Annotated in this window: 9 protein-coding genes; 4 read left to right on the top strand and 5 right to left on the bottom strand. The window is 69.4% G+C overall.

Features of this window, described 5'->3' with window-relative positions; translation table 11 throughout:
• Positions 1–316: ATP-binding protein (locus ACL02R_RS29760; protein WP_412800071.1), on the bottom strand; the 316-nt coding region annotated here is incomplete at its 3' end.
• Between the two features lie 387 nt (positions 317–703).
• On the opposite strand from ACL02R_RS29760, the gene ACL02R_RS29765 reads away from it, so the two are divergent.
• The 3 genes from ACL02R_RS29765 (at position 704) to ACL02R_RS29775 (ending at position 2,050) form a co-directional block, all read left to right on the top strand.
• On the top strand, positions 704–1,567 hold the full coding sequence (locus ACL02R_RS29765) for a helix-turn-helix domain-containing protein (protein ID WP_412800072.1): 864 nt from the start codon (positions 704–706) through the stop codon (positions 1,565–1,567).
• Positions 1,564–1,773, top strand: coding sequence for a DUF397 domain-containing protein (locus ACL02R_RS29770; protein ID WP_412800073.1), 210 nt, complete (start codon positions 1,564–1,566; stop codon positions 1,771–1,773). The genes ACL02R_RS29765 and ACL02R_RS29770 overlap by 4 nt, the downstream gene beginning before the upstream one ends.
• An 88-nt stretch (positions 1,774–1,861) precedes the next feature.
• Positions 1,862–2,050: a DUF397 domain-containing protein gene (locus ACL02R_RS29775; RefSeq protein ID WP_412800074.1), complete on the top strand. Its 189-nt coding sequence runs from the start codon at positions 1,862–1,864 to the stop codon at positions 2,048–2,050.
• 316 nt (positions 2,051–2,366) lie between these two features.
• Here ACL02R_RS29775 and ACL02R_RS29780 read toward each other — a convergent pair whose 3' ends face one another.
• Genes ACL02R_RS29780 through ACL02R_RS29795 form a run of 4 tightly spaced genes read right to left on the bottom strand, consistent with a single transcriptional unit; the run spans position 2,367 to position 6,626 of the window.
• Positions 2,367–2,801 (bottom strand): NUDIX hydrolase, encoded by a 435-nt coding sequence (locus ACL02R_RS29780; RefSeq protein ID WP_412800075.1) that lies wholly within the window; start codon positions 2,799–2,801, stop codon positions 2,367–2,369.
• A 35-nt stretch (positions 2,802–2,836) separates the two neighbouring features.
• Positions 2,837–3,628, bottom strand: a complete 792-nt coding sequence (gene fabG / locus ACL02R_RS29785) for a 3-oxoacyl-ACP reductase FabG (RefSeq protein WP_412800076.1) — start codon at positions 3,626–3,628, stop codon at positions 2,837–2,839.
• On the bottom strand, positions 3,625–4,740 hold the full coding sequence (locus tag ACL02R_RS29790) for a hypothetical protein (RefSeq protein WP_412800077.1): 1,116 nt from the start codon (positions 4,738–4,740) through the stop codon (positions 3,625–3,627). The genes fabG and ACL02R_RS29790 overlap by 4 nt, the downstream gene beginning before the upstream one ends.
• Positions 4,737–6,626 (bottom strand): nucleotidyltransferase domain-containing protein, encoded by a 1,890-nt coding sequence (locus ACL02R_RS29795; protein WP_412800078.1) that lies wholly within the window; start codon positions 6,624–6,626, stop codon positions 4,737–4,739. The genes ACL02R_RS29790 and ACL02R_RS29795 overlap by 4 nt, the downstream gene beginning before the upstream one ends.
• Positions 6,627–6,790: 164 nt before the next feature.
• On the opposite strand from ACL02R_RS29795, the gene ACL02R_RS29800 reads away from it, so the two are divergent.
• A partial coding sequence (locus ACL02R_RS29800) for a helix-turn-helix transcriptional regulator (protein WP_412800079.1) occupies positions 6,791–7,543 on the top strand: 753 nt, incomplete at its 3' end.

The following is a 7,543-nucleotide window of genomic DNA, read 5'->3' on the forward strand; positions in this document are numbered from 1 at the left end:
GCGCAGCAGCCGGACAGCATTCCGGCGGCATGACATCCGGCGCACCGTCCACCACCAGGACCCGCAACAGCGCGTCACGCCCGCCGTACGAGACCTGCGCGACCAACCGCCCACCACGCACCGGCCGCGCATGACGCACAGCGTTCGTCGCCAACTCCGAGAAGACAACGGCGGCATCGGCAACCGTCCCGGCCTCCATGCCCCAGCCAGTCAGCACACCCCGCACCTGCCACCGCATCACCGGCACACTCTCGACCGCATACGGCTTCGACAACAGCCGCAACAGACACCCCGCCCGCTCGCCCCCACTCAGCACGTCCCCACCTCCGGGTGACAGCTCACGAGTTCGACCCTCCGCGAGTCGGTGACCGTGGTAGCCGTTGTGCAGCCGAGCTGTATGGGTGTGCTTGTGACTCGGGAAGTGGGGTGCGTTCGAACGGAGGTCGCCATGACCATCGCCTCGGTTCCGGGTTGGCGCGCAGCAACGCGCAGACCGCCCCCTTCGCCGCGAAAGGGGCTACGACTCACGGTGACCTGCCGCATACTGAATCGGCAAGCGCATCGGCAAAAATCACCCCCGAGGTGGGGAAATGGCATATGACGAACCCGCACATCGCCTGTTTCCGCAGGCACATCACGTGCCAGACTGCGCGCATGGGCGGTTTCGGCAGACACATCCGCAGGAAGTGAAGGGAGAGAGCACGTGGCCCAGGCACCCCGGCCGACCGCCCGGAGAATCGAACTGTGCGACGAACTGCGGAGGCTCCGCGTCCGCGCCGGACTCACCTTGGAACAGGCCGTCGAGGGCCTGGACCTGTCCGAACGCAAGCTCCAGCGGATCGAGACCGAGCTGCACGGCCTCCGTAGCGCCGAAGTGCTCAAAGCACTCATGGACCGGTACGGCGTGGAGAGCCCCGACGCCCGCAACCATCTCCTGGAGATGTTCCGCGAGGCGTCCAGCCAGGAGTGGTTCACGCAGTACCGCGCACTCATGCCCTCGGGCATGCCACGGTTCGTCGGAGTCGAGGGCGCTGCGGTCGAAGCCCGCGTATGGCACCCCACCCTCGTCCCGGGCTTGCTCCAGACGGAGAACTACGCGCGCGCCCTCCACCAACTCGCGAAGCCGATCGAAGAGACGACGACCGAGTTCATCGCATCCAACATCGAACTGCGGATGCGCCGCCGAGCGGCCGTCATCAACGGCGATCTGCGCCTGCTGGCAGTCCTGTACGAGCCCGCTCTCCGCTACCAGGCCGCCGCACCGGAGGCGATGAGGGAGCAGTACGAGGAGATCGCCAAGCTGACGGAGCTGGACACCGTGACCATCCAGATCCTTCCGGCCCGGACTCGTGGTTACGTCTCACCGCACGACTTCACCCTGCTCGACCTCGGTCCCAAACTCCCCGCCATCGTCCAGGTCGATACCGCTTGGGGCGCCGTTTCAGTCACGGACAAACCTCGCGAGGTCGGCAAGTTCCGTCGCAAACACGAGGTCCTTACCCAGGGGGCGTTGTCGCCCGAAGCGACTGCCCCGTTCCTGCAAGCACTACTGCGAGAGATCCCATGATGGACACCCACCCGCTTACTTCCAACGCCGAAAAGATCGCGTGGAGGAAGTCCTCCTACAGCGACGGAGCAGGCCAAAACTGCGTCGAGATCGCCGTACTCGACGGCGCCGTGGCCGTACGCGACTCCAAGGCCCCCAACAATCCGCACCTCCTGATCCCCCGCGACCGATTCACCGCACTCATCACCACCCTCACCCACCACTGATCCACCAACAGACGCACGCCCCGGCCCACAACAGCCGGGGCCTGCGCGCACTGTCCCGCTCGGACCGGCCAGATCACAGGAGTTTCCGATGGACACAAGCAAGTCCCCGGCCTGGAGGAAGTCCTCCTACAGCGACGGAGCAGGCCAGAGCTGTGTCGAGATCGCCGAACTCGACGGGGCCGTGGCCGTACGCGACTCCAAAGCCCCCGACGAACCTCACCTCCTGATCCCCCGCGACCGATTCACCGCACTCATCACCACCCTCACCCACCGCTGACCCACCGGGAAACAACCGTTGAGTCCATCAGCAAGCACGCCGCCTGTGCGTGAGTGGGCGTTCGTCCTGTATCCCGAGGGGCGGCCGGGTGAGGTGGAGTCCGACCGGTTCGACCGCTCGGATGCGCTGGCCGGTGGGGAGATCGGGTGGGAGGAGGACCCGGGCGGGGTGCGTGCGGCCCGCGCGGAGGACGCGGTGGCGTGGGCCGTCGAGCGGCTGGCGGAGGCGGGCATCGGGATCGCCGGCTTCCCCACCGCCACCCGACCGGGCGGAAGCCCCCGGCAGCGCGCTGTCGCGGGGGCCCGGCTTGGAACTGCTACACCGGCGCGAGCAGGTCGCCGTGGGCAAGGGCCTCGCGCAGTGCGATGGAGATTTCTGCGGGCAGCAAGTTGACGTCGGCGAGTGCGTCGGGAGTGAGGGGGATCTCTTCGAGGACGTACTCCCCCCGGTCGTCGCGCTGGAACTCGGGGCCGCTGCGGTTCTCGAAGTTCCACGTCCTGATGCGGGCGAGATAGAAGTGTTCCGTCTCGCCGGACGGGTTCGTCAGCTGGTGGAACGGTCGCACGATCTCAGCCTCACCTGCGATCTCTTCGCGGACCTCTCGAAGGAGCGCGGCCTCGTGATCGGCGTCGGTGTTTTCGACGCCGCCACCGACCACCACCCAGTAGGGCGGGCGGCCGGAGCGGACGCGCTTGATCAGGAGCGTCGTGTTGTCCGGGGTGACGAGGATGGCGCGGACGCGCTGCTTCACGGGTTCGATCCTTTTCATGTGATGAGGCGGGCGGCTCAGTTCATGAGCCAGCCGCCGTCGATGTGCAACGACTGTCCGGTGACGAACGATGCGGACGGGCCGGCGAGGTAGACGATGGCGGCAGCGACATCGTCGGGCTGCCCTCGACGCGGGATGCACTGGCGAGAGATCTGGTCTTCGGGGCGTGCGCGGTGGTGGGTGGGCAGGGTGTTCTCGGCTTCGACCTGGATGGCGCCGGGGACGACAGTGTTCACACAGATGCCGTGGGGACCAAGTTCCCTCGCCAGGGACCGGGAGAAGCCGATGAGCCCGGCCTTGGCGGTGCTGTACGCGGTCAGGCCGGGGCGCCCGGCACGGGCGTTGACGCTGGAGACGTTGATGATGCGCCCCCACTGTCGGCGGACCATCCCCGAGGTGACAGCGTGGCTGACGCGGTAGTGGATGGTCAGGTTGACGTCGAGAGCGCTCGCCCAGGCCCTTTCGTCGGTTTCCTCCCAGGAGTGGCGCGGGTAGGCGCCCGCGTTGTTGACCAGGATGTCCACCGGTCCGACTTCACCGGTCACCTGGCTGACCATCAGGCCGACCGCGTCCGGATCGGTGAGGTCGGCGCTCACCTCGATGCCGTCGGACCCGAGGCGTCTCACCTCGGCCAGGACGCCGCACGCCTTGTCGATCTGGGTGAAGTGGCCGATGGCGACGGTGGCACCGGCGGCGGCGAGCGCTCGGGTGGTGGCCGCGCCGATCCCGGTCGCGGCGCCGGTGACAAGGGCGACGCGCCCCTGGAGAGGGCGGGCGGTGAGGGGGAGGCCGAGCAGGGGCGTGGTCACGGTGTCTCCACGGGGCTGGCGATGTCGGTGGTAAGGCGGGTGTGTGTGAACGCGGAGCCGTCCTGGAGGTGCTGGACTTGGCCGAGCTTGGCCAGGAGCAGCAGCAGGTCGGCGGTGGTGAGCAGGTGGGGCGGGATGACGCCGAGGATGCGGAGGGTGAGGAACGGGGTGAGTGCGTGGAGTGGCTGTTCGGAGGGGAGGGCCGCCGCTTCGCCGAGGTCGGTGGTGAGGCGGGTGAGGAGCCGGGTGAGGGCGGCGTGTCGGCCTGGGCCGACGTGCCAGGCGGAGTGGATGTCCAGTCGCCGGTGCCGGGCGGACAGCTCGGCGTGTTCGACGGCGGGGAGCGTGACCGGGAGAAGGTGTTGGGACAGGGTGCGGGAGTAGACGTCCGGCTGGTAGGTGGGCACGAGCCAGCCACCGAGGGCGAAGAGGTACCACAGGAGGTTGGCGATCTCTCCGGCGAGGGTGTTGCAGCCTGCGTACTCGAAGTCGAGCCAGCATGCTCCGTCGGCACTGGCGGCGATGTTGGGTTCGGTCGGATCGCCTTGGGTGAGCGCGGTGGCCCACTGACTGTCGGGGTGCAGCGCGGTGCGCGCGGCGTCGATCGCGGCGGGCACGTCGATCAGGACGGGGGTGTCGTTGAGGGTGGCGGTGTAGCTGGCGAGGGAGGCGACCGAGACGCGCTCACCGGTGTCGGCGTCGGGCAGGGTGAGGTTGGAGTTGAGGTACCAGGTGTCAACGCGGCCTGCCGGGCGGATGCGGTCGGTGTAGAGCGCGGGCACGCAGGCCGACAGGGGCATGGTGCGGCCGGTCGTCGTGGCTGCGGCGATCAGGTCGTCGCAGACGACGTCGATGAGGCTGGCGGCTTCCGAGGGGTTGGCGCGACCGTGGTCGGCGAGCGAGATGAGGTCGCCCAGGAGGAACCGGCAGCGGCCGGAGGCGAAGACGTGCTCGTACGTGATGACGTCAGTGTGGGCGTCGAGGCGGGTGCGGCCCAGAAGTGCGGGGACCTGGAGGCGGCCGGCGACCTGAAGCCAGCCGAACTCCTCCGCCGTCGCCTTCGCGGCGGGAAGCGTCTTTCGGAACAGGTACGACGCCGGATGGGCGGTCATGCCACGGCCTTGACGGTCGGCATGGTGGCCACCCAGCGGTCGAGGACGTGCTGCGCGAGGTCCTGGGCGGTGGCGTGGTCGGTGCGGGCGCGCTGCACGCGCGGCATACCGGCGGGATGGATGAGGAGGCCCAAGGCTTCGGCATCACCCCCGCATTCGACGCCGTCGAAGCGGAGCAGGACCTTGGCGAGCAGCGCCGTCACCTTGAACAGGGCACGCAGGTCCGGAGTGCCCTTGAGGAGCTGGCGGCGGATCTCGACGGCCGACTGCACCCCGGCCTCCATGCTCGCGGCGACATCGTCGGCGAGCGGCGGGACGGGGAGCGTCAGGCCCGGGCGGGCCCACAGCGGGAGAAGGGAGCCGGCGCCGAGGAGGGTCAGGACGTGCAGCAGGCGTGACGTGACCGCGCCCGCCCGGCACTCGGCCTGGCTCAGGACGGTCAGGCCGAGCTTCACCTCGCCGAGTTCGCTCCGGACCTCTGCGAGCGCCCGGCGAAGACCGGCGGTACGGTCGGGTTCGGCGATGACGAACACGTCGAGATCGGACCAGCCGTGCGCGTATTTGCCACGTGCCCCGCTGCCGGTGACCGCGAGCAGGTCGATCAGTGGCCCGGGCCCGACGGTGGTCCGTTCCAGGAACGCGGTCAGGAACACCTCCAGCGGGACAGGCAGTCCGAGGTGGTTGACCGGGGTGGTGGCCGGAGCGACGGTGGGCCATGCGGCGTCGAGCACGAGCCGGTCGAGCCGGCGCTCCAGCGCCAGGCGGGAGCCGTTGTTGTCCACGACTGTGTCGGCGATACCGGCGATCTCCCGCGCCCCCCGGAACGCCTTCACCTCATCCCGATCGATCACGTCACGGGGTCCGGCGGTCCCGCGTACGGCCCGCAGTTCGGCTGCGGTCTCGATGTAGGCGAGGGCCAGCTGGTCGCCGAGCATGCGGCGCAGTTCTGCGGTGACGTCGAACTCGTGGAGGGACTCCAGGGTGATGCGGTCGTGGAAGTGGTGCGCGGCCGCATACCGGTCCAAGCCGTCCAGGAGGAGTTCGGCGCGCATGACGGACGCAACGGCGTACGGGTCGGCGATTCCGGCGCGGTGGGCGGCGTCTTCGATCAGGTAGCCGATCTTCAGCCGGGCGTGACCATGGCGGGTGCGCAGGTACTCCCCTGCGGTGCTCTTGCCGCTTTCGGACATACCGCCGAGCGCGACGATCCGGACGCCGGACAGGCATCCGCCCGGCACGAGCGGTGCGCGGAGATGCAGTCGGCGGCGCAAGTCGTCCTGGACCGCGACGACGGGACGCCCGTCGATGACGATGACGTGCTCGAAGCGGTCCTCGGCGACCAGGCGGTGGATCTGGTCGTGCAGGTGACGCTGATAGGCGGCGTAGGTGCGGGTGACGCTCTTCTCGTGGGAAAGGGCGCGGGTGGTGCCGATCATCGGATCGTCGTGGTGGAGAAGCACGACGCCATGCTCAGCGGCCTCAGCCCTCCTCAGGTCTTGGGCGTACGGCTCCAGCAGCACACGGGCACGGTCCGCGGCTTCCTCGCCCGCCAGGGCCTCCCGGACCGCGACGGTCGCGGCCAGGGACGCCTCCAGCATCGGCATGCCGCGGTCCATGAACCGCAGACCCGCCGCGCCACTGTCATGGTGGGAGCGCTGGAGGTAGGAAGCGGCCAGAACGTCCGCGACCTCCTGGACAGGGCCGGTCTCGAACCACCAGATGCCCATGCCGTTCTTCTTGATGTCGGCCCAGCGCACGTCGTGCGCGTCCAGCGGCCCGGTCGCCTCGGCGGCAGGGCCGATCCGGCGTGCCAGGATGCCGAGTTGCTTGGTCTTGCCGGTGTTGTCCGCGCCGCTCAGCGCGATCGTCACCACGTCGTCGCCCACAACCGGCCCTCCGATCTGCTCTGGGCCTGCCTGATGGGCGGCGGCCCGGGACAGCGAGTAGACCCAACACAGCGCGTGAGAAACAGCGTTCAAAGGTCATGCAGGGGTCATGCGACTGTCGCGATCCGGCCCTCAGCCCGACGTCCGGATGCTGTGATGGACGGGTGGACGCGCTCCCCCGGCACCCGCTCGCCATCGCACGGTCCCTGCACGGCCTGTCCCAGCGCGATCTCGCAGACGGGATCAAGCAGGCCGCACGACGTCGCGACCGGCGCGCCGGCACGACCAAGCAACAGGTCTCCGTGTGGGAGCGGCCCGGGGCCCGTGCACCGGCCTCGTGGTACCAGCTGCTGATCGCCGATGTCTTCGGCGTCGGCTCCGACCAGGTCACCGCACTCGGCTGGCCGTACTGGCTGCCCGGAAACGAGGCGCCCGTTCCCCTGGGCACCGGGGCGACGGTTGCCGCACTCAGAGAGGCCCAACGCCGCGCCATGCTCAACCGCCGCACCTTGATCGGACTCGCCCCCGCCGCCCTCGCGACGCTCGCCCAGCAGTGGGCCACGCTCGACCCCGCCCTGGCCGCCTCCGCCACCGACGGCCAGGCCGTCGCCCCGGAGTTCGTCACCTGGCTGGAGACCAGCGTCCGGCATCTCACGAGCATGGCCACCGCCGACCGCCAGCACACCGCCCAACTCCTCGACAGCCACTACGACACCGTCGTCGGCCTGCTCGAAAACGCGCTCTACGACGAGACCACCGGCACGCGCCTGCATCAGCTCGCCTCCGGCCTCGCGCAGACGATCGGCTGGCACCGCTTCGACCACGAGGACCACACCTCCGCCGGCCGGTACTGGACCGCTGCCCTCCACGCAGCGCACCAGGCCCAGGACACCGACCGCGGCGCGGGCGTACTCGCC

Origin of the sequence: Streptomyces sp. MS19 (assembly GCF_047200595.1) — a bacterium.
GTDB lineage: Bacteria > Actinomycetota > Actinomycetes > Streptomycetales > Streptomycetaceae > Streptomyces.

Coding starts and splice junctions, on each gene's coding strand:
- ACL02R_RS29770 (WP_412800073.1), top strand. CDS start 1,564: ATGATGGACACCCACCCGCTTACTTCCAACGCCGAAAAGATCGCGTGG.
- ACL02R_RS29775 (WP_412800074.1), top strand. CDS start 1,862: ATGGACACAAGCAAGTCCCCGGCCTGGAGGAAGTCCTCCTACAGCGAC.
- ACL02R_RS29790 (WP_412800077.1), bottom strand. CDS start 4,740: ATGACCGCCCATCCGGCGTCGTACCTGTTCCGAAAGACGCTTCCCGCC.